22 protein-coding genes, 1 tRNA gene and 1 pseudogene are annotated in these 26,819 nt (G+C 70.6%); 13 read left to right on the top strand and 11 right to left on the bottom strand.

Annotated elements, in window-relative coordinates:
• Nucleotides 1-6 precede the first annotated feature (6 nt).
• The 3 genes from OG514_RS31745 (at nt 7) to OG514_RS31735 (ending at nt 4,918) form a co-directional block, all read left to right on the top strand.
• Entirely contained in the window at nt 7-1,005 is a 999-nt protein-coding gene (locus OG514_RS31745) for a hypothetical protein (protein WP_266900598.1), read from the top strand.
• Nucleotides 1,006-1,189: 184 nt separating this feature from the next.
• Nucleotides 1,190-2,218 (top strand): tellurite resistance/C4-dicarboxylate transporter family protein, encoded by a 1,029-nt coding sequence (locus tag OG514_RS31740; RefSeq protein WP_266900597.1) that lies wholly within the window; start codon nt 1,190-1,192, stop codon nt 2,216-2,218.
• 171 nt (nt 2,219-2,389) lie between these two features.
• Nucleotides 2,390-4,918: a DEAD/DEAH box helicase gene (locus OG514_RS31735; protein WP_266900596.1), complete on the top strand. Its 2,529-nt coding sequence runs from the start codon at nt 2,390-2,392 to the stop codon at nt 4,916-4,918.
• 131 nt (nt 4,919-5,049) lie between these two features.
• Here OG514_RS31735 and OG514_RS31730 read toward each other — a convergent pair whose 3' ends face one another.
• Together OG514_RS31730 and OG514_RS31725 are read right to left on the bottom strand one after the other, a co-directional pair.
• Nucleotides 5,050-5,865 carry an alpha/beta fold hydrolase gene (locus OG514_RS31730; protein ID WP_266900595.1) on the bottom strand — a complete coding sequence of 272 codons (816 nt, stop codon included), beginning with the start codon at nt 5,863-5,865 and terminating at the stop codon, nt 5,050-5,052.
• A gap of 837 nt (nt 5,866-6,702) precedes the next feature.
• Nucleotides 6,703-7,953, bottom strand: a complete 1,251-nt coding sequence (locus OG514_RS31725) for an MFS transporter (RefSeq protein WP_266900594.1) — start codon at nt 7,951-7,953, stop codon at nt 6,703-6,705.
• An 83-nt stretch (nt 7,954-8,036) separates the two neighbouring features.
• Here OG514_RS31725 and OG514_RS31720 point away from each other — a divergent pair, with 83 nt between their 5' ends.
• From OG514_RS31720 to OG514_RS31710, 4 genes and pseudogenes are all read left to right on the top strand, one after another.
• Nucleotides 8,037-8,747, top strand: a complete 711-nt coding sequence (locus tag OG514_RS31720; protein ID WP_266900593.1) for a hypothetical protein — start codon at nt 8,037-8,039, stop codon at nt 8,745-8,747.
• Nucleotides 8,710-8,826, top strand: coding sequence for an RICIN domain-containing protein (locus OG514_RS39490; protein WP_353962706.1), 117 nt, complete (start codon nt 8,710-8,712; stop codon nt 8,824-8,826). Before OG514_RS31720 ends, OG514_RS39490 begins: the two co-directional genes overlap by 38 nt.
• A gap of 232 nt (nt 8,827-9,058) precedes the next feature.
• Nucleotides 9,059-9,316: pseudogene (locus OG514_RS31715) on the top strand (hypothetical protein); the annotation flags it as partial.
• A 15-nt stretch (nt 9,317-9,331) separates the two neighbouring features.
• Nucleotides 9,332-9,886: an SUKH-4 family immunity protein gene (locus OG514_RS31710; RefSeq protein WP_266901027.1), complete on the top strand. Its 555-nt coding sequence runs from the start codon at nt 9,332-9,334 to the stop codon at nt 9,884-9,886.
• A 58-nt stretch (nt 9,887-9,944) separates the two neighbouring features.
• Here the strand turns inward: OG514_RS31710 and OG514_RS31705 are convergent, their stop codons facing one another.
• The 5 genes from OG514_RS31705 to OG514_RS31685 all read right to left on the bottom strand — a co-directional run bounded on the left by OG514_RS31705 (nt 9,945) and on the right by OG514_RS31685 (nt 14,583).
• The gene (locus tag OG514_RS31705; protein ID WP_266900592.1) at nt 9,945-10,544 is read right to left on the bottom strand and encodes a TIGR03086 family metal-binding protein; all 600 of its coding nucleotides are present in this window, start codon (nt 10,542-10,544) and stop codon (nt 9,945-9,947) included.
• Between the two features lie 103 nt (nt 10,545-10,647).
• Entirely contained in the window at nt 10,648-12,726 is a 2,079-nt protein-coding gene (gene ligA / locus OG514_RS31700; protein ID WP_266900591.1) for an NAD-dependent DNA ligase LigA, read from the bottom strand.
• Nucleotides 12,727-12,765: 39 nt separating this feature from the next.
• Entirely contained in the window at nt 12,766-13,155 is a 390-nt protein-coding gene (locus tag OG514_RS31695; protein ID WP_266900590.1) for a hypothetical protein, read from the bottom strand.
• A 120-nt stretch (nt 13,156-13,275) separates the two neighbouring features.
• Nucleotides 13,276-13,351: transfer RNA gene (locus tag OG514_RS31690), tRNA-Trp, on the bottom strand.
• Nucleotides 13,352-13,590: 239 nt separating this feature from the next.
• Nucleotides 13,591-14,583 (bottom strand): hypothetical protein, encoded by a 993-nt coding sequence (locus tag OG514_RS31685; protein WP_266900589.1) that lies wholly within the window; start codon nt 14,581-14,583, stop codon nt 13,591-13,593.
• 17 nt (nt 14,584-14,600) lie between these two features.
• Between OG514_RS31685 and OG514_RS31680 the strand changes: the two genes are divergently transcribed.
• From OG514_RS31680 to OG514_RS31655, 6 genes are all read left to right on the top strand, one after another.
• On the top strand, nt 14,601-15,779 hold the full coding sequence (locus tag OG514_RS31680) for a CapA family protein (protein WP_266900588.1): 1,179 nt from the start codon (nt 14,601-14,603) through the stop codon (nt 15,777-15,779).
• A gap of 206 nt (nt 15,780-15,985) precedes the next feature.
• Nucleotides 15,986-18,241: a HAMP domain-containing protein gene (locus OG514_RS31675; RefSeq protein WP_266901026.1), complete on the top strand. Its 2,256-nt coding sequence runs from the start codon at nt 15,986-15,988 to the stop codon at nt 18,239-18,241.
• A gap of 7 nt (nt 18,242-18,248) precedes the next feature.
• The gene (pgsB, locus tag OG514_RS31670) at nt 18,249-19,754 is read left to right on the top strand and encodes a poly-gamma-glutamate synthase PgsB (protein ID WP_266900587.1); all 1,506 of its coding nucleotides are present in this window, start codon (nt 18,249-18,251) and stop codon (nt 19,752-19,754) included.
• A 75-nt stretch (nt 19,755-19,829) separates the two neighbouring features.
• The gene (locus OG514_RS31665; protein WP_266900586.1) at nt 19,830-20,312 is read left to right on the top strand and encodes a poly-gamma-glutamate biosynthesis protein PgsC/CapC; all 483 of its coding nucleotides are present in this window, start codon (nt 19,830-19,832) and stop codon (nt 20,310-20,312) included.
• A 16-nt stretch (nt 20,313-20,328) separates the two neighbouring features.
• Entirely contained in the window at nt 20,329-21,408 is a 1,080-nt protein-coding gene (locus OG514_RS31660; protein ID WP_266900585.1) for a C40 family peptidase, read from the top strand.
• Between the two features lie 315 nt (nt 21,409-21,723).
• Complete coding sequence (locus OG514_RS31655; RefSeq protein WP_266900584.1) at nt 21,724-22,416, top strand: D-Ala-D-Ala carboxypeptidase family metallohydrolase; 693 nt, start codon at nt 21,724-21,726, stop codon at nt 22,414-22,416.
• 104 nt (nt 22,417-22,520) lie between these two features.
• Here the strand turns inward: OG514_RS31655 and OG514_RS31650 are convergent, their stop codons facing one another.
• From OG514_RS31650 to OG514_RS31635, 4 genes are all read right to left on the bottom strand, one after another.
• Nucleotides 22,521-23,756, bottom strand: coding sequence for a sensor histidine kinase (locus OG514_RS31650; protein ID WP_266900583.1), 1,236 nt, complete (start codon nt 23,754-23,756; stop codon nt 22,521-22,523).
• 121 nt (nt 23,757-23,877) lie between these two features.
• Nucleotides 23,878-24,894: a pyridoxal-phosphate dependent enzyme gene (locus OG514_RS31645; RefSeq protein WP_266900582.1), complete on the bottom strand. Its 1,017-nt coding sequence runs from the start codon at nt 24,892-24,894 to the stop codon at nt 23,878-23,880.
• On the bottom strand, nt 24,815-25,948 hold the full coding sequence (locus OG514_RS31640; RefSeq protein WP_266900581.1) for a GHMP kinase: 1,134 nt from the start codon (nt 25,946-25,948) through the stop codon (nt 24,815-24,817). The genes OG514_RS31645 and OG514_RS31640 overlap by 80 nt, the downstream gene beginning before the upstream one ends.
• Nucleotides 25,945-26,748: a DUF364 domain-containing protein gene (locus OG514_RS31635; protein WP_266901025.1), complete on the bottom strand. Its 804-nt coding sequence runs from the start codon at nt 26,746-26,748 to the stop codon at nt 25,945-25,947. The genes OG514_RS31640 and OG514_RS31635 overlap by 4 nt, the downstream gene beginning before the upstream one ends.
• Nucleotides 26,749-26,819: the final 71 nt, after the last annotated feature.

Raw genomic sequence — 26,819 nt, 5'->3', positions numbered from 1 at the left:
CGTGGCATGAGCGGTTACGGCAGCGGTGGGTACGGCGACCAGGCGGGCAGCAGCGGCGCGAACCCGCCGCAGGGACGCCCCTACGCGCCTCCGGTGCCCCCGCAGGGGCACCCGAACGCCCCCTTCGGTCCGCCACAGGGATATCCGTACGCGCAGTCCGGCCCTCCGCCGGGATACCCGTACGCACAATCCGGCCCTCCGCCGGGATACCCGTACCCGCCGGGATACGGACCGGTCCCGACGCCGCGCGCAGAGCCCTCGCGGGCCCGGAACATCCTCCGCGGCCTCTACAACCCCCTGTACGCCGCCCAGCGGACGTTCCGTCCCTCGCGCCCCGAGATCGTCAACGATCGGGAGGTCCGGAAGCTCCAGCTGTGGCGGACCGGGCTGGGACTCGTCGCCTGGGTGGGTCTGATGCTCACCTACAAGGCCATCGTGACCGCCGACGACGTCCAGGGCGTGGCGAGCGAACGCCTCGACCAAAGCTGGTCGAGTGTGCTCGTTCTCGTCTGCACCTTCCCCGTAGTGGTCGGCGCCTTCGTGGCAGCCGCCAGGGACGGCTTGCGCCGGGTGTACCTGCGCCGGGCCCTGCGTCCGATCGGCTCGGTCCTGGCCATCATGGTGTCCATGGGCACCTCCGCCCTCGCCATGGCCCCGGAGTTGGCGGGCCTGCGGGACGCCGTGGGGCTTCCCGGGAGGATCCTCATCGTCGTGCTGTTCCTGTGGTCGATCGGCTTCGCGCTCTACGGCATCGGACTGTCGTTGGTGCACGTGTTCCGCACCGCCGACATCCACGAGGTGCTGCCGCCGATCCTCGCCGGCGTCCTGGTGTGGGAGATGGCCCTGCTGGATGTGATCACCGGAGCCTACGGCCAGGTGCCGACGGGAGCCCGGGTGGTCTTCATCCTCGGCGCCCCCGTCACGGTGACGGCCCTGTCGTGCTGGGAGCTGTACCGGCTACGGCGCCACCACGGACTCACGCTGCGAACGGCCCTGCGACGCTGACACGCTCTCGCCGAGCGCCGTCCGTCCGCGCCATCCGGTCGTTCGGCAGCGCCCTTCGACCGCGGTCTCCAGTTCCACGAACGGTCGTACTGGCATCCCCCCGTAGAGCCGAAAGGGTGCCTCTCCGCCCGTTCCTCCGCCCCGACGACTGGCGGGGTGCCGGGAGCAGCGATGCGATGGGGACATGCAGGAGCGCGAGCATGTCATGAACCGGTACGCCGGGCACTGGGCCGCGTGGCCGCCGGTGACCGGTGCCGCGGTCATGGCCACCGGCATCCTGTCGGTCGGTCTGAGCCTGACCGGCTTCGAGGTGGTCTCCGTGGTGGCGCTGTGCCTGGCCACGGCGCTGTGGCTGCTGCTGGCGTTCGACTTCGCGGCCCTGCTCCTCGGGGACCGGCGCCGCTGGGCGGTGACCGCCGACACCCCTCCGGCCCTGACCGCGGTAGCTGCCACGACCGTGCTCGGCGTCCGGTTCGAGGGCCTCGGCCTCACTCCGGTGGCCGTGTCACTCCTGGTGCTCGCCGCGGTGGTGTGGCCCGTGATGTTGGTCGCCGTCCTCCGGCACCTGCCCCGGCGGGCACCGGGCGCCGTGTTCCTGATCTGTGTGGCCACCCAGGGGCTCGCGGTGCTGTGTGCCGTCCTCGCGCCGGAAGCCGGTGACTGGCTTGCTCGGGTGGCCCTCGGTTTGTTCCTGCTGGGACTCGTGTTGTACGTCGACGCCCTGGCCCGTTTCGATGTCCGCCAGGTGGTGACGGGCGCGGGCGACCAATGGATCGCGGGCGGGGCCCTGGCGATCTCGGCGCTCGCCGGATCGAAGCTCCTGGCCTCGGGCGTCTGGTCGGGCGGCGCGGCCACGACGCTGCGCACGACCACCCTTGTCCTGGTGGCGCTTGATCTGGCCTGGTACGTGGTCCTGCTGTGCGGCGAGTTCGTCCGCCCCCGCCTCGGCTACGACGTCCGTCGTTGGGCGACGGTCTTCCCGCTCGGAATGACGGCGGTGGCCTCCCTGTCGGTCGCGGCCGCCACCGGAGTCGGGTGGCTGGAAGTGTTGGGGCGCGTGCTGCTGTGGATCGCCGCCGCCGTGTGGCTTCCGACCTCCTACTGCTTCGCCCGCTCGCTCATGGGGCACGCCCGTGACCGCTCCTCACGCGCTGTCGGCGACCGTCGACCGCCCCGGGTCCGTCGTACTCCAGGTGATCAGCGTTCCCGGTAGCGTGACCATCTGCTGCGTGGCGTGACCGCGCGCCCCGGGGCCTCCAGGAAGCCTGGAGAGCGCTCCACCGCACCAGCCCGGCCACAGCCTTCACGGCTCTCCTGCGTGCGGGTTTACCATTTATCGCCGCCCGAACCGACCGGGCGGCGCCCAGGACAAGGCAGGCGGGACATGTCGACCACAAGCCGCGTTGATCAGCGCGAAGCCGCTCAGCGTGAAGCCGTCGACGCGGTCCTGCGGGCCCTCGAACTGCCCGCACGATCACTTGTGCCCGAGCGGGGGCTCCGGACCCAGGTCATCATGGCGACCGGATCCGGGAAGACCCGGGTGGCGGTCCGCAGCGCGGAGGAGCTCCATGCCGGCCGTGTCCTGGTCCTCGTGCCCTCACTGGACCTGCTCTCCCAGACCGAGGACGCCTGGCGTGCGGGGGGCCGTCGTGGCCCGATGATCGGGGTCTCCTCCCTGCGGGGCGAGGAGGCGTCCTTCCCCAACACCACGGACGTCGACGAGCTGGTGGAGTGGACCCACGGCCTGGACAAAGTCACCGTCTACGCCACCTACGCCAGCCTGGGTCTCGGCACCCTGGAGCGGGCGCATGCCGCCGGGCTTTCCGCCTGGGACCTGATCGTGGTCGACGAGGCGCACCGGACTTCGGGCCGGATCGGGAAACCCTGGGCGGTCGTCCACGACAACCAGAGGATTCCCTCGCTGCGTCGCCTCTACATGACGGCCACGCCCCGGCTGTGGCAGCTCGGGGACGAGGACGGGGCGAGCGCGCCCGGTGACCTGGTCGCGAGCATGGACGACGACCCCGACGGGGCCTTCGGCAGCCGCTGCTACACCTTGACGCTCTCCGAGGCGATCGACCGGGGAATCTGCGCCCCCTACCAGGTCGTGTGCGTCGACGTCGCCGACACCCAGCTCCAAGCCGCGCAGCTCCTGGGCACGGAAGGGCGCTCCGAGGAGGTCCGCGGGGCCCGGCTCGCGGCCCTGCAGACCGCCCTGGTGAAGGCGTCTTCCGAGGGGAACTTCCGCAGGACGCTCGTCTTCCACCACGTCGTGAAGGAGGCCGAGGCATTCGCCGCCGGCCTTCCGGGCGTCGCCGCACAGCTGCACGCCGCCGACCCCGAGCTGTACCCCGGGACGATCCGGGCCGACTGGCTGTGCGGCGAGCACAAGCCGCTTCACCGGCGCCGCGTGCTGGGCGAGTTCGCCGACGGGATCGCCACCGACGGCACTGTGGCGGAGAAGAGCTATCTGGGGTCCGTGAAGGTCCTCGGGGAAGGCGTGGACACCAAGAACTGCGACTCCGTCTACTGGGCCGACGTACGCGGCTCGATGCCCGACCTGGTCCAGGCAGTAGGGCGGGCGCTGCGGATGCAGCCGGGCGAAGGGAAGACGGCGTCGCTCGTGGTGCCGATCCTCCTCGGACCGGGTGAAACGGCCGACACCATGCTCACCTCCCGGGCCTACGGCGGGCTCGCCAAGCTCCTGGAGGCGCTGCGGGCGCACGACGCCCGGGTCGTGGAAGCCCTCGCCGAGCAGCAGGCCCCCAGCCGCTCCAAGCCGGTCATCACAGACGAGGAGGGCAAGAGGGCGGAAGGGAGCTCCGGGGGCGTCAGCGCCCCCGCAAGGGCCCTGTTGAAGTTCTCCACGCCCCGCGACCCGGCCGTCCTCGCCGCGTTCATCAGCCTGCGTGTCCTCGACCCCGAGCACGAGCACTGGCGACGCGGAGTGGAAGCCGCCGTCATCTACGCCCGTGAGCACGGCGACCTCCGCGTGCCCTTCACGTACCGCGTCCCAGAAGGCGAAGAGGCGGAAGGAGTCGGGTGGCCGACCTCGCTCGCAGACTTCCCCCTCGGGCAGTGGACCGCCGACGCCCGCCGGTTCTACGCCCGCGGCGACATGGACCAAGGCCGTATCGCCCAGCTGGAGACACTCGGCATGGTGTGGTCGCACTTCGACGTCGCCTGGGAGGAGGGTCTGTCGGCGGCGCGCGGGTGGGCCGCCGAGCACGGCCACCTCCTGGCCCCGCTCGACGCCTCCCACCAGGGCTACAAGGTCGGCATCTGGCTGAAGAACGCCCGCGCCGCCAACCGGCGCGCCCAGGACCTCGAACAACGCCAGGCCCAGGGACTCCCGGTCGCATCATGGACGCGGACCCTGCCACCGGAACGACGTGAGCAACTCGAAGCGATCGACCCCTCCTGGTGCCCGGCCTGGCCGGTGGAATGGCAGCGCGCCTTCCACCTCACCCGCCTCCACCTCGAGGAGATCGGCAGCGAACTGCCCACCCGACCGGGCGTCGTCATGCACCAGGGCGAAGATCTCGGACGCTGGGTCCGCGCGCAGCGCCTCGGCTGGGACAAGCTCACGAGCGTGCAGCAGTGGATGTGCGAGCAGGTCCTCGGCATCAGGCCCGCCGGCGAAGACGAGAAGCCCAAGCCGCGGACAAGCCAGGCAGAGAAATGGGCCATCCACTACGCCGCAGCCCGACAGTTCCACACACGCGAAGGACACCTGGACGTACCCCGCAAACACATCGAGACCATCACCCTGAGCAGGGACGGGGACGGGGACGGCCGAGATGAACGGGAGATCAAGCTCGGAGCCTGGATCAACAACCAACGCACCCGAGCCGCGACCCTGACCCGGGAGCGGACCGAACGGCTGTCCGCCATCGACATGCGATGGCCGTAGCCACTGGCAGCACGACGTCAGACCTCACACCAGCCCGCAGAGAGCCCCACAGCCCGGCCCGTCCTGCTGCGGAAGGCCGTCCGAGGACGGGTGCGATCGTCCATGGTTGTTGATCGATTGCAGTCGTTCGGTCAGGCCAGATGCGAAAGCAACAGTTCGAGGAGTCGTTCGGGACTGCGGAGCGGCAGGTAGTGGTCGGCGTCCCGGACGACCGCGCCGCGGGCATCGGGAATGTCGGCGACCAGCCGGTCGGAGATCGCCGCGATCTCCGGGTGGTCCTGCTCGCCGTGGACGACCAGGGTCGGCGCGGCGATGTCGCACAGTCGCGATTCGGCGTTGCGGTCCGGGAAGTGCGCGAAGAACGGTTCGCCGGCGACTCGGCGTTCGGCGTTGTCCGCCACCATCGCCTCGATGAGCTCTCCGCCGACGGCCGTGCGGCCCAGCGAAGCCCAGACCGACAGTTCCAGCGCGGCGAGGGCCGCCGCGTCCCGCTGTCGGCGGGCGGTGGCGTAGGCCGAGGAGTGCGGGTCCTGCGGCCAGACGTGGCCGCTGACCGACGCACCGACCAGGACCAGTGCGCTGACCCGCCCGGGGTGGGCCAGCGCGAAGTCCAGCGCCGTCTCCCCTCCCATGCTCAGCCCGACCAGAGCGGCGCGATCCAGACCGAAGTGGTCAAGAACGGCGCCCAAGTCCTCGACATCGTCGAAGGGCCGGTCCGGCAGGCTGGAGCGCCCCAGACCGCGGGCGTCGTAGCGGACGACGTCGTGGTGACGGGCCAGCTCCGGAACAACCGCATCCCACAGGCGGGCATCCATGCCCGCGCCGTGCAGCAGGACGACTGGGCTGCCGATGCCACGGCGTTCGGCCCGCAGCCGGCCGCCGCCCGGGGCGGGAATGTCGACTTCGGCCACCCCTAAGGGGGCCGGCCTCTCGGTGTTCGATCTCATGACGTGATCATCTCAGAACGCTCGAACACGGAGAGGGCTGCCGTGCGCCCCACTTCCGGTCGCTCCTCACAGCACGCCCATGGCCATGCCCACGACCGAACTCCCGCCCCCATTCGTCCGCGAAGCGCGGCCCCGCCTGCCACACGCCTCGTCCCGTGCGGGACGCGGCCATGTCCACCGGCAAGGGCTGTTCACTCGTCCCAGTGGCGCGAGGCGATGCCGTGGTCGGGCCCCGGACCGCTCGGGCAGCGTGATCGTCATGCAGCCCCGCCGTACGACGTCCCTCATCCTCGCCGCGCTCCTCAGCAGCGGGTGCGTCGCCATCCCCGACTCCCCGGCCGCACGTCCGCCGGTCCGGCCCGCAGAGCTTGCGCCTGCCGCCGAGCGACCCCCCACCACCATCCCTGCATGGCCCGACGCCACCCAGGCGGCGCCCCGCGAAGACTTGGCCACCACCCCTCCCCAACCCCGATCCCAGCCCCGGACCGCGCCCAAGATCGCACCCCCGCCCCCGCCCGCTGTTCCAGCGGCCCGTCGTATCGCAGGGCAGCCGAGCCAGTCGGACGACTCGAAGCCCGTACGGGAAGCCGTACCGAAGAAGCAGCGGCCGAAGACGGCGACACGGAAGCCATCTCGCCCGTCTGCCCGGAAGACCGGCGACAACCCGGCACCGCAGCCGCCGAAAAACCAGCGGGCATCCGCTCCCCGGCAGCAGCCGACAGCCGGTCAGGTACCCGAAATGCGCCAGCTCTGCCGACAGGCCCAGCGCATCCACACGCCCATGGGAGCCGGAGCCCTCTGCCGAAACATCTACGGTCCCTGACAGCTACTCCCCGGCTATGCCGTCGCTTCCGCAGCAACACCCGGCTTCGGCCGGGTCCGTTCGCCCCAGCGGGCGAGAGAGGGGCCGGCAGCGCCCAGCGCCGCGAAGAACGCCGCAAGGAGCAGCCAGCCTGGGGTGCCGAGGCCTAGCACCACCGTGGTGAGGATCGCAGGGGCAAGAGCCTGGCCCGCATTGAAGCCGAGGCCGAGGACACCTTGGTACTGGCCCTGGGCATGGTCGGGGGCAAGACCGAAACCCAGGGCAAAGCACGCCGATGACTCCCAGACCTCTCCCAGGCTATGGACGAAGATCGCCGCCAGGACCAGTCCTGCTGCCGCCCAGACAGGGGCGTACGCCGCCAGCGCCATCATCGGACAGCTGACGAGGAAGAGCAGCCCCGCAGTGCGAAACGCCCTGCCGCCGTCGTACGGGGTTTCGATACGGGAGCCGATCTTGGTCTGCAGGAGTACGCAGAAGGCGGCATTGACGGCGAACAGCGCGGCCACCGTCCAACGCGGCGTTTCGGTGTGTTCGGAGATCCAGATCGGCAGGAGCAGGGAGACCACCGGGTACTGCAGTCCCATGGCCCCGTAGAGGGCGGTGAACGTCAGGAACGGACGGTCCGCGAAGACGAGCCAGCGCCGCTGCCGCGGCGGCGCTGCCAGCACCGGATAGCGGGGCAGCAGAAGCAGAAGCACCGCGCACAGGGCGAAGCTCGCCGCGTTGCCGAGAATCAGCGTGACATAGGCGCCGCGGGTGTCCGCGGCCAGCGCCAGCCCGGCACCCACCGTTCCCAGGACTACGCCCAGGTTGACGAAGGTGCGCAGCTTCGCCCGGAACATGGCCGGTCGCTCACCCCCGACCCGGACCACCAGAGCCCCCCACGCCGCCCCTCCGACCGCCGCGGCGATCTGGTCGACCGTCGCGATGGCCGTGAGCGCGGCCCAGCTGTCGACGAGGACGAGGGCCGCCATCGACACCGCCTGGACCGCGAGGGCCAGCATCATGATCACGCGTGCGCCGCGCCGGTCAGCGAGATGACCCCCAGGTATCCCCGCGCACAAGCCGATCACTCCGGCGATGGTGAGCGCCGCGCCGACCTGCATGGCCGGCAGTCCCACGATGAAAGTGAAATAGAGGGCCGACGCCGCGTTGAACAGACCGTTGCCGACCCGGTTGACGAAACTGGCGGCGATCAGCACGCGCTCCGGCCTGCTGTCCCCCGCCATGCGGGCTATTCGGTCGCCGAGGCTGCGCTTGATCATGAGCAGCAGGCTAACACCGGCCGTAGACACCGCCGCGGCTGCACGGAGTCGCGTGCCGGGAAGCGGCTGCGATCATCCTCACCATGTTGTCGCTGAAGTTGAACGACGCCCCGGTGCGCGCGGTGGGAGTGCTTGCCGGGCTGGATGCCGCGACACCGCCCGGCGGGCTCGCACCAGGTCTGCGCGACGAGCTTTCAACGGGAATCAGCCACCGAGGAGACGTACTCACGTGGGGCGACTCCGCAGGCGATCCTGGTGGCGCCCCCTCGTTCTTCAACGACCTCACCGCCTGGGAATGCTCCGACAGCTCCTTCCATCTGGAGGACCTTGTCCCCGTTCAGGTCGAACTCGTCGACGGCGTTCCAAGCATCACGGACGACGATCAGCGGATCCTGCTTCTCCATGGCATCGCCTTCGCCCTGGAGTTCAGCCGAATCGTCTACGGGCTCGACCGGCCTTGCCCCGTGCGCTGGATCGTCGCCACGAACGAGACCAACGCGACATTCAGGTTTCACAAGATCCGCCCGGATGAATACTGGAACCACCCTGAACTCGACAAATACCGCATGGAATTCATGGCCGTCATCGAGATCGAACCGTCAGATGACCTACGACCGAACGGCCCTGGCCGCGGCCGGTCCCGCTCGCATGAAGAACGGCATCAGCCGTACGGCTCGCCGGGCCGTTGGTGTAGCGACGGCGGGCGCTTCCATAGCGCTGTGCCTGGCGTCCTCGCCCGCATCCGCAGTGGCGCCGATGAAGTACGTCAACGTGCACAGTGGCAAGTGTCTTGAAGTCGCGGACTGGCGTACGGACAACGGCGACCCGGTCCGCCAGTGGGACTGCACAGGCCAGCCGAATCAGCAGTGGTAGTGCGGGCTCGCTTCGGCCTGCTCCGGCCTGTGGAGAAGGCCGAGCGCGCGACGCGGGTGCCGTCGGCGAATGAGAGGGAGGGCCCCGGCTACCCGAGGCCCTTCTGTTTGCCGTTCAACGTGTTGCGGGCATCCGCTGAACGCGAGTTGGGCGCAACGGCGAAGCTCCTGGTAGACAGGTTCTCGACCAAGATCACCCGTGTCGGCCAGGAGCTTCGCATGCTTGCATCGCCCCGTCCCTGGCCGAGGCGATGCGGACGATCCGGGAGAAGGCGTTCGTCATCCTCGACGGCACCTGCTGCCGATCGACCGAATGGCCTCCACCAGCCCCGTCCGCGAACCGTTTCGGGGCCGCCACCTCAAGCGGTGGAAGCGCCGCCACAACACCACCCACGCCAAGATCCGTTGTATCGGCGAGCAGACCATGGCCACCCTCAGAGGCTGGCGCCTCCTGCGGAAACTCCGCTGCGGCACCACACCGCATCACCGACGACGGGGCAGCTCACGTGACCTTCGCCGTAACCCCGCAGATCGTGACCGGCGTCTACGGGTTGCGCTGCGTCACCTACTTCCCTCATCGTGACGGCGGCGAACTCGATGCCCGTACGGCCCGCTTTCTCAGCAGCGTCGGGCTTCCGACCTCCGATGTGTTCACCTCGCGCATGGATGTCGACGACCCTTACGGTCCCGACGTCGACGCCTCCACCATCGGCGGCCGATTCGACCGCTACGGCCTGCACTGCCCTGCGGAGAGCCGCTCGTGGTGGCCCCTCGGGTACCTGTTCACCTCGTTGCTTGCCCTCGACCCCGCGTCAGGCACGATCTACGCCTTCCCCGAAGGCGCGCTCGGCTACGTCAAGCTCCATCGTGACGTCGAGTCGCTCGTCTTCGCTCTCGTCGAGTTCCGCAAGGTCGAGAACGACCACGCGAACGGCCTCGACCCGGAGGAACTCGCCGCCGGGTTCCGCGACACCGTCGAGGCCTTCGATCCCACGCCGTTCGAGGTCGAGGACTCGCAGTGGAACCAATCCCTTGAGGAGCTTGAGCACGGAATCTGGTAGCGGCTGGGCGATGGGTGCTTGCGGACCCTGGTGCGGGCGGTGACGGCCGCACGGAGGTCTAGCTCGTACCCGCCGTCCAGTTCGGGTCTCGCCCGCTCAGGCCGACCGCACGGTCCAGGAGCGGGGCATCGTCCGGGGTGGGCACTACGGCTCCGAAAATGCCGCCGCCACGGTCCCCTTCCTCGGCGGCCGCCAGCAGGAACGCGTGCGAGGCGAGCAGTGCGGGCTGATCAGGGGCGTACTCCTGGCCGGTGGCTCGGGCCAGGTCCCAGCCGTGGATCACCAGTTCGTCGATGGCGACCACACCCGCGATCTGGCCGGGAAGGTCCACGCCACCCGCGCGGGTCATGCCCGTCCACGCGGCCGGATCCCTCCACGCCTCGGCCAGGTCGTCGAGCACCCCAGGCAGTACCTGGCGCCAGTCGGCGGGGAGCGACGGTGCCGCCGAGTCGGGGGCCGTGTCCGTCGTCGGGCCCAGATCCTTGCGTGCGGCGTCACGGAAGGCGACGGCGAGGCCTGTGAGGTGGCCGAGCAGGTCGCCGACCGTGTAGTCGGGGCACGGCGTACGGTCGGCGAGCCGCGCGTCGGGGACCTCCGCCGCGACGCGGGCCACGATGCCGGCCTGTGGTCCGAGGTCGAGGGTCGTCTGATCAGTCATCTGCCGCTCCTTGTGGATGGTGGCTCTGAAAGGGAGACCGGGCACGGAGCACATACTCATCGGTCGGAGCGGTGGTCGTACGGATTCCCGGCGCGGCGGGGTGTCAGGTCAGGTAGTCGGCCACCCGCTCCGCGAAGGTTTCCGGGGTGAGGACCTCGACGCCGAGTTCGGCGGCCTTGACCGCCTTCGAGCTCGGCTTGCCGTTCGCGGACGGCGCCGCGACGAGGATGGACGTCTGGGCACTGACGCTGCTGCCCGCGCGCCCGCCGGCCTTCTCGATCAGCGCGTTCATCTCGGACCGGCCGAAGCCGTCCAGTGGCCCGGTCATCTTGCCGGTGACCACGACGACCTTGCCCTCCAGCGGTCCGCCCTGCGCCGCCGACGGGTCCTCGGGCTCGCTCATGTTGACACCCGCCGCTCTCAGCTTGTCGATGACGGGGGCCAGTGCGGCAACCTGTTCGACGACGACCGGGGCCTTCTCCGGGCCGATCCCCTCCACGTCCTGCATGTCGGACGCGTCCGCCTGTCGGATCGCTTCCATCGTGCCGAAGTGCCGGGCGATGCGACGGGACATGCTGCGCCCCGTGCCAAGCACTCCCAGCGCGCAGAAGACACGGTTGAGAGGGCGGTCCTTGGCGGCCGCGATCTGCTCGGCGAGCTTCGCAGCGCGCTTGGAGCTGCCGGAGGCGGTGGTGAGCTGCTCGATGGTCAGGGTGAAGAGGTCGGCGACATCGCGGACATCGCCGGACGCGACCAGAGCCGCCACGTACGTCTTGCCGAGGCCGTCTATGTCGAGCATCTCGCGTCCGGCGGCGTACTCGATCAGTGCCGGGAGCGCGCACGCCGTGCCCTGCGCGCAACGCCACCGCTCCTGGGCCGTGTTGATCTCGCCACCGCAGCGCGGGCACGTCTCGGGCAGCGGCACCGGCTTCGCTCCCGCCGGGCGGAGCCGGACGACGGCCGCCTGGACTCGGGGGATGATGTCGCCGGCCTTGTACACCGTCACCGTGTCGCCGAGGTGGAGGTCGCGACGGCGGATGTCGGCGGGGTTGTGCAGGGTGGCCCGGGTGACCGTGGACCCGTCGATCTCGACCGCCGCGAGGATGGCTGTGGGAGCCAGGACCCCGGTGCGGCCGACCTCCCACACGACGTCCTGAAGCACCGTCTGCCGCTCGATCGCGGGCAACTTGACCGCGATGGCCCAGTGGGGGAACCGGGAGCCGTATCCGGCCGCCTCCTGCTCGGCGGCCTCGTTCAGCTTGACGACCAGGCCGTCGATTCCCACGGGCAGGTCCGCACGCATCGCGGCGATCGCGTCGACCTGTGTCTGGGCTTCGGCCAGGTCGGAGACGACGAGCAGGCCCGCCGGGGAGGCAGCTGTCGTCTGTACTCCGGCGGCGGCCACCGCGGCCAGTGCCTCGGCGTGGGTCGCGCCTTCGGGCAGGAACGGCACGTCGTCCAGCTCGACCACGCCGTATGCCCAGAACGTCATCCGGAGCCGGTAGGGGCGGCCCTTCGCCCTCAGTGTGCCCGCCGTGCCGTTGCGGGGATTGACGAAGACCTGCGCGCCGTGGGCGGTGCGGACCTCGTTCGCCGTTTCGAACTGCTCCTGGGTGAAGGCGACCTCGCCGCGGACCTCCACGGTGACCGGTTCGGCGAGCTGCTCCGGCAGGCCGTCGATCTGACCGACCACATGGCTGACGTCCTCGCCGTGCCTGCCGTCGCCGCGGGTGATGACCTGCACCAGGCGGCCCTCGCGGTAGCGGGCGGCCACGGCCGCGCCGTCGATCTTCGGCTCGACGGTGAAACCGCCGGCCGGGGCACGGCCCAGGCGGCGCTCGACGGAGGCGCCCCAGGCGATCAGGCCCTCGGCGTCGAAGACGTTGTCCAGGCTCAGCAGTCGGGTGGTGTGCGCTATGTCGCCGATGGGGGCGGCGCCGTCGGCGACCAGGCCGGTGGGAGTGTCCGGGGAGACCTCGTCCGGGTTCTCCTCCTCCCAGGCCAGGACGGCTTGCCGGAGTCGGTCGTACGAGGTGTCGTCCATGGCGCTGTCGCCATCCCCGTAGTAGGACTGCGAGGCCTCGCGGAGGCGCTGGAGCGCGGCCTCGTACTCGGCGCGGCCGGACAGGTCGGACGGGGTGGGCAGGCCGGACAGCGCCTCTTCGGCGGGAAGGATCGTCATGAGGTGATCCTCTCGCGAGGGTCTGACAATGGCCGTTGGTCACGCCCGCGGGCATCTGCCGTAGTAGGGGCTCACGGTTCTGGACAGCTTGCGCTGGATCGACCGCAGGGAGCGGATCGTCGACTCGTCGGAGTGTCCTGCGGTCGTCTGCCACTCGACGCCGGAACCCGCGAGATCGCTGACGAACACGATCTCCACCGCCAGGAGAGTCCGAGCCCAGTCCACTGGCGCCAGCGGGAGGTCGTCGTGGAGCGCACTCCTCAGCCGCCCGCACTGGTCGAGCAGGTCCTGGCTGTCAGCGAATCCCATGGCGACGGCCATGGGATCACTGCACCTGGCCGGTCCGCCCCACTCCAGCAGCGCTCGCCGCAGGAGTGCGATCTCGTCCGCGGCCAGCAGTTCGCTCGCCGCGATCTCACGTCCCATCATCGGGCGGTCCTCTTCCCCGTATCCCCCCGAGGGGGCGGACCTCCGCACGGGGTTCTTCACGTCCCGGAACGCCCCTCGCGACCAGTGGGTCGGTCGGCTGTGAGGGAACTGCCGACTCGGTGGCAGGGGTGGCAGGAGTCGAACCTGCGGCATCCGGTTTTGGAGACCGGCGCTCTGGCCTCTGAGCTACACCCCTTCAACTGGCGTCAGCATCGCATCCGTCGCACCGGGCTCGCCACCGGTTTTCGGCGTGCACGACGTCGCCGACGGACTGACGGACCGCCGGACCGGCACTCCCACCGTCGGCGGCCTCGCGGCGATCCTCTGTTGGTGGGTTTCTCGCGCCATGGTGACGCTTGTGACTGATGGGGAATCAGAATTCATTCGAGTTCCCTTGGGCCGTGAATGTCATGAGGGCGTGAGGGCGTGAGGGCGCTACCGTCCCACTTCGGACCACGTCGCCAGGAGGCCCGAGAGGGCGGTCCGCGCCTTTTCCGCCTCACTGCCGTTGCCGCGCGTTTGTGGGGAGAGTTCGACGTGGAGGAATGTCGCGTCGTGGCGTTTCGCTGCTTTTCCCTGGACGTTCGTCGTTCCTTCCAGGGGGCAGCGGTCGGACCATCCTCTGCAGACCCTGAGGCCGTCGCCCTGCATGCGGTCGGCCAGTGCCGCCGCCTCGGCGGGTGCCGTCCGAGTGGCGCCCGTGGAGACGACGGCGTCGTACGGGCGGTCGGATGCTCGGGCGAAGCCGTGCAACTGAACGCCCGGAATGCCCCGTTTCTGGAGTTCCGCGACGATCGCGTGAAAAGCGCTGTCGGTGCGGTGTGCGACGTCTGCCGCATCTCCACGTCCTGCCGTGCGGTGGGCGCCGGCCAGGACCAGTGCGCCGCCCGGCGCGCCCTCCAGGAGCCGCACCGCCAGGGCTTCGGTGTCACTGTCGGCCACCGGGTGCGGCACTTGCACGCTCCAGCGGACGCCGGTGTCGGCGTTCACGTACAGCCTCCCCCATCCCGCCTCGACTCCCCTCGCATTTCGGGCAGCCACCTCGTCGTAGCGTCGGCCGGTCGTCGCATCCGTGAGGCCGGTCACCTTCAAGCCGACGTCACGGAGGACGTTTTCGGCCTTCCGCGGGTCGCCGCCCAGGAGGTGACCCACGCCTTGAACCAGGCGTTCGCGGTGGGCTTCATCGGGGGGTGTGTATGGCGTGCGGGCTTTCGCCTGCTCGGCGTAATCAAGGATCCGATCTTCGATGTCCACGAGTTCGCGCCGATTCGGACGTTCTGCTTCCGATTCATTACTCGGTGTCGCCTGACAGGCGATCAACATCATCGCGATACCGAAAGAAGCGAGAATGCGGAGAGAAAGTGATGATCTCGTAACGCCCCAGGAATAGTCGATCTTGCGAGTCGTGTGAAAATCGGCCGGTGACATTCTGTGATTCTCTCCGCATGGGTCGTGCACTGGCAGGAGTGGCGGTCTTCGCCGTTCTCACCGCCGGCTGCGCGGCGTCCCCCGATGAGTCGCAGAGCAAGCCGGGCGGTCGCGTTTTCACCGTCGCCGCCGCGGGAGATGTTCTCATCCACCCCGAGCTGGTGCAGCAGGCCGCCAAGGACGCGAAGAGGTCGGGCAAGGGAAACGCCGGGCTGGACTTCGGCCCGCTGATGTCCGGCGTGCGGCCGGTGATCAGCAAGGCGGACCTGGCCATCTGCCACCTGGAGACGCCTGTCGGCACACCCCGGGGGCCCTTCGAGGGGTACCCGGAGTTCCTGGTGCCGCCGCAGATCCTGACGACGCTCAAGGACGTCGGGTACGACACCTGCTCGACCGCGTCGAACCACACCTACGACCACGGTCTGAAGGCCGTCACCCGCACCCTGGACACCATGGACAGGGTGGGGCTCGGCCATGCCGGCTCGGCGCGTACGCCCGAGGAAGCGGAGAAGATCAACATCCGCGACGTCAAGGGCGTCAAGGTGGCGCACCTCGCCTTCTCGTGGGAGTCGTTCCTCAATCCCACGCCCCAGAAGGAGCGCTGGGCCTTCAACCGGATCGGCACGGACGAGATCAAGAAGGCCGAGGCACGGGCCCGGCAGCAGGGCGCCGAGGTGGTCATCCTCTCGCTCCACTGGGGCCTGGAGCACTACAACGAGCCGAGCGTCCCCCAGCTGCAGCTCGCCGATCGGATCACGAAGGAAACCGGGATCGATCTCGTGATCGGTCACCACGCGCACGTGGTGCAGCCGGTCCAGAAGCTGAACGGCACCTGGGTGGCCTACAGCCTGGGCAACCAGGTGGCCCGGCACTCGTCGCCCACGGGGCTGACCGAAGAGGGCGCGATCGGCTGGTTCGAGTTCCGGGAGACCGCCTCCGGGTGGGACGTCGCCGCCCGTTACCGCACCACGCTGGTGGACATCCCACCCGAGACAGAGCCCGGGGAGGAGCTCCCCCGGGGCGCCGTCGAGGACCACCGGCTCGTCGATGTCGGGCGGGTGCTCGCCGATCCGGGTGACCTGTCCGCCGACCGGCTCGCCCGCTACCGCCTCGCCGCCGAACGTACGCGTGGCTTCCTGTTCAACCGGGGGGCTCCGGGAGGCGACGGTCTGGCCGAGCTCTCCCTGGAGGACTGAGCGCCGGCCCCGACCGCGTACCGCCGCCGGGCGAACCGCCCGGCGATCTCCCCGTTCATTCTCGGCACCGGCGTCCCGGTGCCCGCCTCGACACCGCCCCTTCGTGTGCCGCGGCCGCAGGACTTCAGGAAAGAGCAGCCGTGACATCGAGCAGTGCCGCGTACTCCGTGCGGGGAGGGCGGCGGCGGATCCGCAGGCGCGCGGACATGCCGCTCCTCGGCGGCATCCGTCCGCCGATCGCGCTCCTGTGCGTCCTGGTCCTCGCTCTGGCGGGTCTGACGGCCCGGGTGCTCGGCCCCGGCAAGGAGACGGTCGCGCCGAAGGCGGTGCTGTCCTCCCAGCAGTACTTCGCGGAGGACGGCGCCATCGCCCTGCGCGCCTCGATCGACGAGCGGGTCACGGACCTGCAGCGCACCGCCACGGCACTGAGCGCGGGCAGGCCGGTCGAGCCCGAGCGCATCCTGTCGGACCTGGGCCGGACGTACCAGAAGTGGACCGGCACCACCGTGGTGGACCTGGAGAGCGCGGAGGTGCTCGCCACACGGGGAGAGACGATTCCCCTCGCCTGGCTGGACAAGGACGTCCTCACCGGCGACAAGGCTCTGACGCCCCGCATGGTGCGGCTGGCGACCGGCGACGTACGCCTGATGACCATGGCCGTACTCGACTGGAAGGACCGGCCGCAGCAGCTTCTGATCGCGTCCAGCAGCCTCTCCGTACCCGCGATCAACCTCGGCCCGTTCCGGACCATGGCGGTCGTGGCGCGGGGCGGCGAGATCCTCGGCACGGCCGGCTTCGAGCGCGCCGAGGCGCTCAACTCCGACCAGGAACGCCAGGAGCTCTCCTTCCTCCACAAGCAGATGAGCCGGCTGTCCGACCAGGCGGCCGAACGGACCGAGCAGCATCCCGTCCGTGCCAAGGAGCCGGGCTCGCGCGGCTACCCCGGCGTCAGCGGCACCCTCGTCGGCGGCGCGTACAACGGCCGGGTGGCCACCGCCGGGTACGCGTCGCTCGCCTCCTCCGATCCCGAGGAGAAGGAGAGCGTGGCCGCCGGCCTCGGGCTGACGGTCGTGGGGCTGCTGCCCGTCGTCCAGCAGCAGACCGGCGAGCAGGGGCGTGAGCTGTACGGCCTCGTGGCGGCCGGCATCCTCGTCCTGCTCGGGCTCCTCGCGGCGGGCGTGCTGTGGGCGACCGTTCAGCGGCCCCTCCTGCGGCTGTTCCTCGAGTCCCGCCGGCTCGCACGCGGCGATCTGACCCGGCCGGTCACGGTCCCCCGCTGGGGGGAGGCCGCCCGCATCGGCGCCGCTCTGGAGCGCATGCGCCGTCGGCTGAACGGTGACGACGACGGACCGGACCCCACCCCGCGCAGGCGGATCCGGATCGGCGGACGCGGGCCGCTCGCGCTGACGGCCGCGCTGCTACTCGTGTGGTGCGTGCCCGTCGGGCTGCTGCTCAACCGTACGGACGAGTCGGTCAGCGTGCCGACGAGCATGGTCAACGACCAGCGCGACCGTACGGATCTGATCGCCGACCGGCTCCGCCGGGCCCTCAACGAGGCGCAGGCCGACCTCGTCTCCACCTCCCGTCTGATCGCGGCGGACGACACCGAGGACGCCACCCGTCTGCTGGAGGACACGCTCGGCAAGCACACCCGCTATCGGGCCCTGTACGTCGTGGACGCGGACGGCTCGGTGGGTGCGCGCGCGGGCTCGGACCCGCATGCCTGGAGCCGGGGCGAGGAGCTGCCGCTCGTACGCGTGTCCGGGAAGGGCGGCAAGGAGCCGGTCATCCAGGCCGGGGCTCCCGTACCGGGGCGCGAGGGGCGCACCCTGGTCGGCGAGATCCGGGTGGAGTTCCTCAATTCGCTGCTCGCCAGGCCCGGTCTCGGCGAGGTCCGGGTGGTGGACTCCGACGGCCTGACCATCGCCGCAGGCAAGGGATTCCTGGCGTTCGAGACACTGCCGACCGAGCTGACCGATCTCGTCCGGGCGGCCGGCGTCCCGGTCGGAGCGGGCCCCGTCGAGAACGCCCTGCTCATCCGCGAAGGCAACGGCGTCACCGTCGCCGCGGCAGCCCCGTTCTCCGGCGGCGGCGTCACGGCCGACATCGGCTGGACCGTCGTCAGCCGCCAGGACGCCGAGCGCTTCCAGATCGCCCCGTACGAGCGCGAGGACCGCAGCGTCCTCGCCGGAATGCTCGGGCTGGCCGCCATCATCGTCTGCCTCGGCTGGGTCCACCTCGTGATCGTCCGGCCGCTGCGGGCGCTGGCAGCCGGGGCGGAGCGGCTCGCGGACGGCGACCTGAAGACCGTGCTGTACCCGCGGTACCAGGACGAGGTGGGAGCCGTCGTCCGCAGTCTCGAACTGCTGCGCCAGCAGGCGCAGGCCCACAGACATCAGGCCCACCGGCGCGGCGACACGCGCCGGACTTCGGCGCCCCGGTCCGGCGACGGCGGAAGGTGACAAGGCCGTGCTCTATCTCTACTTCGTCCTGCTGACCGGCGGGGTGTTCCTGCTGATCGCGGGCATCGTGGAACAACGCAGGCACTACGCCGCCCTGCACATCATCCCGACCCGGGTGCTCGTCAACGGCATCCGCGGCAAGTCCTCCATCACCCGGCTGTGCGCGGGAGCCCTGCGCGGCGGTGGTCTCGTCACCGTCGCGAAGACGACGGGGACGGCCGCGCGGTTCATCCACCCGGACGCGACCGAGGAGCCGGTCTACCGCAAGTTCGGCATCGCCAACATCGTGGAGCAGATCGGCATCGTGCGCCGGGCCGCCTCGTACCGGCCCCACGCCCTCGTCATCGAGTGCATGGCCGTCATGCCGGCCCTGCAGGAGGTGAACCAGAGCAAGCTGATCCGCTCGACCATCGGCGTGCTGTGCAACGTGCGCGAGGACCATCTCGCCGAGATGGGCCCCACCCTGGACGACGTGGCCCGCTCCCTGTGCCGCTCGATGCCGGAGCACGGCATCTGCGTGACCGCGGAGAAGGAGCGCTTCCACATCCTGCAGGAGGAGGCGGACGCCCGCGACTGCCGTCTGGTGTACGCCGACCCCGAGTCGGTCACCGACGCCGAGCTGCGCGGCTTCAGCTGGTTCACCTTCAAGGAGAACGTCGCGATCGCGCTGGCCGTCGCGGAGCTCCTCGGCATCGACCGGCAGGTCGCTCTCCAGGGGATGTACGACGCCCCTCCGGACCCCGGTGTCCTGTCCGTCGAGCGTTACGTGACGCCCGAGGGCAAGCGGCTCGCGTTCGCGAACGTCTTCGCCGCGAACGACCCGGAGTCGACGCTGATGAACGTCAACCAGCTGCTCGACCTCGGCGCCATCAGCCGTCCGGTGAACGTCGTGATCAACTGCCGGCCCGACCGCGTCGAACGCAACGGCCAGATGGGCGAGATCATCCCCGACCTGCGCCCGGACAACGTGTTCGTCATCGGGCACCCCGCCAAGAGCGCCGTCGACGCCATTCCCGCCTCCTGGCGTGACCGGGCGGTCGACCTGGGTGGCGAGCGACGCCCGGCCGAGGAGTTCATGCCCGCGATGCTCGGCCGGATGTCCGACGGCGCTTCGCTCGTCGCCATCGGCAACATCCACGGCCAGGGCGAGGAGCTGCTGGAGTACCTCGCGGGGCTTCCGGCGGACGACAGCGATCCCGCGGACGACCGTGCTCACCCGGACGACCCTGCTCACGTGGACGTCGGCCGTCATGCGGGCGCCGGCGGTCATGCGGACATCGGCGGTCCCAGGGCCGGTGCTCGCACGGTGCCTGTGGTGCCCGCCCAGCCGTCCTGGATCGACCCCTATGTCTCGTATCCCCGGGCCTACGAGGAGGCCTACCAGGCCGCCAGGACCCAGGAGGTCCCCATGGTGCGGATCGTGGACGGGCGCAGCGGGATGGCGGCCGAGGAGGCCTTCGGCTGGTTCCACCAGCCCGCCGACGAGGGCGGACAACCAACCCCGCGCTCCTGACCCCGACGGCCGCCGACCGCCGCCGGCCCCTGCCGACCGTCCCGCCCGAACCCGTACCCGCGCCCGGAGCCACCGTTGACCACCGCCGCCCTGACCCCCGAGATGGCCGCCCTGGGCATCGCCATAGGTCTGCTCTTCTCCCTGCTGTGCTACCTCACCACCAACCTCTCCCCCGGCGGAATGATCACGCCGGGCTGGCTCGCGCTCACCCTCATCGAGGACCTGCAGCGTGCGGCCATGGTCGTCGGCGTCACCACCCTGACGTACGCGGGTACGAAGGTCATGCAGCGGCTCGTGATCCTGTACGGCAAGAGGCTGTTCGCCGCGGTGGTCCTCCTGGGCGTCCTGCTGCAGGCCACGGTGATGATCGTGCTCTCGCTCGAGTTCCCGCTGCTGTACGGCAACCAGACCCTCGGGTTCATCGTCCCCGGCCTCATCGCGTACCAGCTGGTCCGTCAGCCCAAGGGGCCCACGCTTCTGGCGACGGCCTCGGTCTCCCTGATGGCCTACATCGTCGTCGCCGCCGGCCTGCTGCTCGGCGTCATGCCCGCCGCCTGAGAATCGAGAACCAACCATGGCAGGGAAGAAGAAGACCCGCCCGCTCCTCACGGGCCTCGTGGTCCTCGGGCTCGTCGCCACCTCGGGATACCTCACCCTCGAACTGCGCAAGCAGGAGGAGCGAGGCGTCACCGAGGTGCGTAACGTCGGCGTGCTCACCGGAGTCCGGGGGCAGGCCGCCACGTCCGAGAAGACGGGCGAGGAGCGGTGGACGCGGCTCGCGAACCCCGCACGGAGCGTGCTGCGGGGCGCCGACGGCCAGGTCAAGGCGGTCCTGACCGACGGGGCCCGCACGGCGAAGCTGACGGGCCCGGCGCGGACCTTCGCCGAGCCCGCCTCCACGGCGTCCAAGGTCTCGACGACGGACTGGGTCCGGCTCATGCCCGAACCCTGGGCCAAGGGCGCGGAGAAGCGGAAGTGGTTCAAGGACTGGTACGCGGAGTACGCGGGCAGCGAGGAGGACGACATCTTCGCCTTCGCCAACCAGTACGTGGCGGGCGCGCCGCAGCAGAAGGACGAGAAGGGGGTCGTCTACGCGGGTGACGCGAACTTCGGGCCGCTGAACACCTCGGGGGCCGAGGGCGGGGATCTGCGTCTCGAACAGTCCGATTTCTACGACTACCTCGGGATCCCGTACTCGTTCCGGAACGGCGCCGTCGGCTCGCCGGAGGCCATGCGTGCCCGGTCCCTGGACTGTTCGGGCTACATCCGTATGGTGCTCGGCTACCGCGCGCGCTACCCGCTGATGTCCTCCGACACCGCCGGGGACGGCCTGCCCCGCACCGCGAACGGCATGGCGCGCTCCGATCGGGGTGTGGACGTCCTGCCGCTCGCCGGCGTCTCGGAAGGGGACCGCCCCTCCGCCATCGACCAGCTGCAGCCGGGGGATCTCGTCTTCTTCAAGCTCGACGCCCGTACGGGACAGCGACTCGACCACGTCGGCATGGTTCTCGGCCACGACACCGAAGGGCACCTCATCTTCATCTCCAGCCGCGAGGAGGTCAACGGTCCGACGATCGGCGACGTCGGCGGAGTCTCCCGGCTCGACGGGAACGGCTACTACGCCAAGACCCTGCGCAGCGCGAAGCGCCTCTGACACGCGGGGGATCGGTTGTCGGTGTGGTCCGCCTTCTCCGCCGCCCGGTCCGTGGGCCTCGCGCACCCGGTGGCGAGGCCCACGGATCGGGCGGGGTCAGCGCGGAGACCCGGGGGTCTTCTCGTTCATCCGGGCGCCATTGGCCCGACAAATGTCGCCCGCTCCGGCGTGGTTGACGCGCGTCGACCGGGCCGTCAGTCTCGGGGGGACTCTCACCCCTGGGTCACTTCGGATTCCTGAGGCCATGGAGGATCGATGTCCCGACACGCCCCACGTTCTCTGCCGCTGCGCCTATTCCTCTCAATTGTCATGCTCATGGCTGCCTCGTTGACCGGGGTGGTGGCCACGGCCGGCACCGCCCAGGCCGATGGCTGCTACACCTGGTCCCGGACCCTCTCCCAGGGCGCCTCCGGTGCCGACGTCACGGCGCTGCAGATTCGCGTGGCCGGGTATCCCGGCTACGGCGGGGTGCTCGCGATCGACGGCGCCTACGGCCCGGGAACGGCGGCTGCCGTCAAGCGCTTCCAGGCCGCCTACGGGCTGGCCGCCGACGGCGTCGCGGGCCCGGCGACGTTCGGCAAGATCTACGCGCTCCAGGACGACGACTGCACCCCCGTCCACTTCTCCTACGCCGAGCTCAACGACTGCAACTCCACCTGGGCCGGAGGGGCGGTGAGCGCGGCCACCGCGAAGTCCAACGCCCTGCGCACGATGTGGAAGCTGGAGGCCCTGCGGCACGCCCTCGGCGACCAGAGCATCCGCGTCACCAGCGGCTTCCGCAGCCACGCCTGCAACGACGCCGTCGGCGGTGCCACGTCGAGCCGCCACCTCTACGGCGACGCGGCCGACCTCGGCTCCGGACCCCACTCGCTGTGCCTGCTGGCCCAGCAGGCACGTAACCACGGTTTCAACGGGATCCTCGGCCCGGGCTACCCCGGACACGGCGACCACACCCACCTCGACCACCGGGGCAGCCGCTTCTGGTCCGCGTCCAGCTGCGGCATCTGACGACGCCGACACCGTGGGCGCCCCGTGGGCATCCCGACGCGTCGGGCGGCCTGGGCCGGCTTCCGTGTTTCGCGTGAAGCAGGTGCGGGGCGGGGCGTTCCGGGTCAGGTCGTCGCGGGGTGGACGGGGACCGCGGCGGAGAGGACCGTGCCCTCGCCCGGGAGGGATTCGATGGTGAGGGTGCCGCCGAGTTGGCGGGTGCGGGTCCGGATGGCGGGGAGGCCGTGCCCGCGTGTGCCCGCCTCTTCGCCGTGCCGCGCGTCGGCTGGGTCGAAGGCGGGGCCGAATGCGGGGTCGAAGCCGTTGCCGTTGTCGGAGACGTCCAGCACGACCTGGTCGTCGAGGTACGTCAGGGTGAGCGCCGCGGTGGTCGCGCCGGAGTGTTCGCGGACGTTCGCGAGGGCGCCCTGGGCGATGCGGAGCAGGGCGGACTGGACTCGCTCGGGCAGGGGCCCGGTGGGGGTGCCGTCGATGTGGCAGTGGACGATGAGGCGGTCCGAGGTCTCCCGTTCGGCGAGGGTGCGGAGGGCTTGGTCGAGGCCGTCGCCGTCGGCGAGGTCGGCGGGGGCCAGGTCGTGGACGAAGCGGCGGGCCTCGGCGAGGTTGTGCTCGGCGATCGCGGTGGCGGTGTGTACGTGAGTGCGGGCGGTGGCCGGGTCGGTGTCCCAGACGCGGTCTGCGGCCTGGAGCAGCATCTGCTGACTCGACAGCCCCTGGGCCAGGCTGTCGTGGATCTCCATGGACAGGCGCTGGCGCTCGGCGAGAGTGCCCTCGCGGCGTTCGGTCGCGGCGAGTTCACGGCGGGTACGGATCAGGTCGTCGATCAGCTCGCGCTGGCGCCGCGCCTGGCGGTCCATCTGGACGTAGACCGCGACGGCGATCGCGGCGATCGCCGGAGGTGCGAGGAACACGTCCACGTCCAGGCGACCGGCCAGCCGCAGGTGTGCGGTCACCGAGGCCGCGGTCACCAGTGCGATAAGGGCGATCGCGGCCGGTGGGCGCAGGGTGCGCAGGCCGATGAAGAAGAGCGGGACCGCGCACCAGCCGAAGCTCGGCGCCAGCCAGACCAAGGCGAACCAGACGGCGACGACCGCCCCGAGCCACGCGTATCTGCGCCTCGACGGGCGAGGGCCCAGGAACGGTTCGACGACGTAGAGGACCGCCAGAGCGGCTGAGAGGGAGATGACCCAGGGGGCGAGGTTCTCGCCCGTGTGCCGGATCAGGAAGCGGGTGAGGGCGGAGCCCAGAAGCAGGAGAAACGCCACGTACAGCAGGATCCGGAGCCGGCCGTCGCCTTGTTCCGTGGTGTCTTCGCCGTAGCTGCCACCGTTCCGCACCATTCCCTGCTTTCCGTATTTTCCGCATCTATTGGGGTGAACTCAGCAAACATCCCATAGTGGCGTACGGAGCTGGTCCTGGGCCCGGGGTGTCAGCGCGTTGGGGTGTTGGGGTGTTGGGGTGTTACGAGGCGAGTGACGGGCCCGTGGTTCGGTTCCAGGGCATCCGGGACCAGGGAAGGGCCAGTTCGGTCTGGTCGACGATGTCCCGGGGGGTGAGGTGGGCGACGGGCGTGGCTTCGCGGTGGCGGGTGTAGACGGTGTCGACGTAGCGGTGACCGGTGTCGGGGGCGATGAAGAGGACGGTCCGTTCGGGAGCGCGGTCATGTTCGTGGCGGGCCGCGAGGTAGGCCGCGCCGGTGGACAGGCCCGCGAAGACCGCGTGGCGACGCAGGAGGTCGACGGCGCCGGACAGGGCGGCGTCGAAGGAGATCCAGTGCAGGGTGTCGTACAGCTCGTGCCTGACGTTGCCGAAGGGGATGGAGCTCCCGATCCCGGCGATGATGATCTCGGGGTCCGAGGTGTGCTCGGCTCCGAACGTGAGGCTTCCGTAGGGCTGGACGCCGACGAGTTCGACGTCGGCCGAGCCGTCGCCCGCCGCGCGCAGACAGCGGGTGAGTGCACCGGTGGAGGCCCCCGAGCCGACTCCGCCGACGAGGGTGAGCCGGTTCGCGCCGGCCTCCTCCCCGATGCGGTCGGCGATCGCGCGGTAGCCGAGGTAGTGGATGTCGTCGTGGTACTGCCGCATCCAGTGGTACTCGGGGTGTGCGGTGAGGATCTCGTGGATCCGCTCTACGCGTCGCTTCTGGTCGAGTTTGAGGTCGTCGCAGGGTTCCATCTGTTCGAGCGTGGCCCCCAGCACGGAGAGCTGGGTGCGCAGGGTCTTGTCGACGGTCGTCGAGCCGACGACGTGGCAGTGCATGCCGTGCCGGTGGCAGGCCAGAGCCAGGGCGTACGCGTAGATGCCGCTGGAGCTGTCGAGGAGGGTGTCCCCACGCCGTACGGCTCCGGTGTCGAGGAGGTGGCGTACCGCGGCCAGCGCGGAGACCACCTTCATCGTCTCAAAGCGCAGGCAGACGAGCCGGTCGTCGAGGCGTATCAGGTCGGGCCGGCCGATCGCGTCGGCGATGTGCTCGTCCATCGGGGAACTCCTCGGGGGCGTGGGTGAAGGTCGTGAAGGTGCGGGTGGTGGGGATGCCGTGGGTGTTCAGGGCGTGCCGGCACACGCGCAGGCGAGACCGCAGGTCCCCCGGTGCGGCCGGGTCGAAGAGGACGCCTGCCACGGCGCCGCTGTGCGCGATCTGCACGCCCGCCGCTCCGGACCGGCGGGCGATCGCGATCAGCGTCTGGAACTCCCGGTGTTTCAAGACCTCTTGGCCGCGTCGCGCACTGGCCGTGGCCACGTGACCCACCAGCCGTGCGTCGCCGGTGGTCATCGCGCGGCGCAGGAGGGTGCGCAGTCGTTCGTACTCCTGGATGTCGGCGTCCGTGGTCTCCCGTACGGGCAGGGCCAGGGTGTCGACGGGCGCTCCCCCGCCGAGTACGCAGCCCACGACGACCAGGGGCGGGAGGGCCTGCCCCAGGACCTCCAGGATCCGGCCCTCCCGCTGGGCGAAGAGGACCGGGCGGGCGTCGAGCATCAGCGGATCGCTGGCCCGTTCCGCCCGGACGGCAAGGCGGGCGACGGTCTCGGGGGCGAGGCGGAGCCCGTACGAGTCGGCGACCGCCCGGACGGTCGCGATCACGTCACTCGTGGAGCTGCCCATGCCCAGGCCCACCGGCACGTCGCCGGTGAGCCTCAACTGCCCGCCGCTGGGCGGCAGTCCGGCCCGTCGTGCGCACTCCGCCGCCGCGAAGGCGACGGCCCTTGCGGCTTTCCCACGGTCGGCGGGGACGACGGTGAGCGCCTCCGGCGGTGTGCCGGGGCGGCGGACGAACTCGGCCCGGCTGCCGGGGCCGGCCATGGGGAGGGTGACCAGGCCTGCGCACCGGCGTCCGTCGGCGTCCAGGAAGACGCCCTGGAGGAGTTCGCCGTGGTGGCAGGGAGCGTGTCCGGTGCCGGTGGGGAGGGCGTCGGGTCCTGCGTCCGCACCCGTACCCGTTCCCGTGCTCGCACTCGGGCGTGCGCGTGCGCGTGTGTCGGCGTCGGCCTTGGCCTTGGCTGTGGGTGGGGTCGGGTGGGTGTCGCGGGTCATGCGGCCCCGCCGTCCGCTGTGCGGTAGCGGTACAGGACCGTCTCCTCGGCGCTGAACTGGGAGAAGGGGAACGGCTCCGCCGACAGGGCGGTCACCCCCGAGCCGAGGAAGGCACGGGCGACGGCGCTGCCGCTCTGCGCGTACACGATCAGCGGGATGCCGCGGTGGCGGCAGCGCTCCAGGATCGTGTCGAACGAGCCGTTGCTCAGGGTCATTCCCGTGGCGACGACGGCGTCGGCGCGGTCGAGGACTTCGTGCATGTCGTCGGTGACGGGATCGCCCCACTGGGTCTGCCTGAGGTTGAAGTCGCAGGGCAGGGGTTCGCCGCCGCGCTCGCGTATCGCCGCGACCAGCGGGTTGACCACGCCGATGAGTCCCACGGTCGCGCCGTCTTCGACGTCGAGCAGCCCGGCGATGGCCGCGTCGCGGGCCCTCGCGCGGGTCTCCGGCGTCCCGCCCGGGAGGGTGACGGGCTCGGCGTCTCCCTCGTCGGCGGCCACCCGGTGGGGGCGGGTGTGCGCGAGGTACGCGTCGAGGGCGGCGATCCGCAGGGGGCGCGGGGCCTCGCGCAGCAGGACGTCGAGCGGCGTCCCGGAGTAGTCGCGGCAGACCTCCGGGGCCAGTTCGCCGGCCTCGAACGCGCAGCCGCCGAAGGAGTCGCCGAGACGGACCAGGACGTACTGGTTGAGGTAGGTGGTGTCGCCGCCGGCCAGGCGGGTTCCGTGATGGATCCAGAACACGCTGGTCGCGATGAGTTCGGAGGGGAGCGGGCCGTGTTCGCCGGCCAGGGCCGCCGCCATGAGCTTGTCGACGGAGAGGGAGACGGAGAGCGAAACGGTGGGGGCGACGGGGCCTGTGGGGAGGGGCGTGG

This window comes from Streptomyces sp. NBC_00572, from assembly GCF_026341815.1.
GTDB lineage: Bacteria > Actinomycetota > Actinomycetes > Streptomycetales > Streptomycetaceae > Streptomyces.
Note: the sequence above shows the minus strand (reverse complement) of the source record. Positions and strands in the feature narration are given on the sequence as shown.